At 47.0% G+C, this 328-nt stretch carries 1 rRNA gene; it reads right to left on the reverse strand.

The window, feature by feature from the left end:
- A 16S ribosomal RNA gene (locus ACNQQL_RS36170) occupies positions 1-88 on the reverse strand; the annotation flags it as partial.
- Positions 89-328: the final 240 nt, after the last annotated feature.

The raw sequence follows: 328 nt of genomic DNA on the forward strand, positions 1-328 counted from the left end.
GGTGCAAGCACCCGTGCTGCCGTTCGACTTGCATGTGTAAGGCATGCCGCCAGCGTTCAATCTGAGCCAGGATCAAACTCTTCAGTTTAAACCTGTTACTGTTTTCGGTTCAGTTAAGAACCGGTCGCTCACTCAAAGCTGACAGGAATATGAATCACTTCATAAACCTGACTTACTTTAGTGTGAGACTCTTGATACTTTCGCTTTCTGATCCGAGGATCAGCTCGCTTCCATCAAGCGCCCACACTTATCGGCTGTTAATTTTTAAAGAGCATTTCTGCGAGAAACTTCGTGTTTCTCAGCAGCGCTGCGTTTTCAGCAGCAGAGA

The sequence above is a fragment of the Burkholderia sp. LFS061 genome, assembly GCF_047978125.1.
Lineage (GTDB): Bacteria > Pseudomonadota > Gammaproteobacteria > Burkholderiales > Burkholderiaceae > Burkholderia > Burkholderia pyrrocinia_C.